Origin of the sequence: Streptococcus suis, from assembly GCF_002960445.1 — a bacterium.
GTDB lineage: Bacteria > Bacillota > Bacilli > Lactobacillales > Streptococcaceae > Streptococcus > Streptococcus hyiners.
On sequence record NZ_POJD01000418.1, the window covers coordinates 1 to 282 of the forward strand.

Annotated in this window: 1 pseudogene; it reads right to left on the reverse strand. The window is 37.2% G+C overall.

What is annotated here, in order from left to right:
• Positions 1-282, reverse strand: a pseudogene (locus C1G53_RS13465) (quinol oxidase); the annotation flags it as partial.

Below are 282 nucleotides of genomic sequence, written 5' to 3' on the forward strand. Positions count from 1 at the left end.
CGCTATCAGTAATGCTATAAACTGGAGGATTCCAAAGATAATGAAAGTTCCTCCCAGATGACCTAAGAAAGCAAGTAAGTAGAATAATAACCCGCTTGTACCAAAGAAATCACCATAAGGGATTTGTCCATTTGCCATTGCCATCCCTGCATATAAATTTTGAGTTTGTATATTGGTTGCAAATGGCATTAGCAGTGGATTGGCTACGCTAAAAACACTTAAAACTAAGCTCCAAACAAGAGCTGGCCAATACTTTGTCTTTAATACTCTTTCATGAAATTC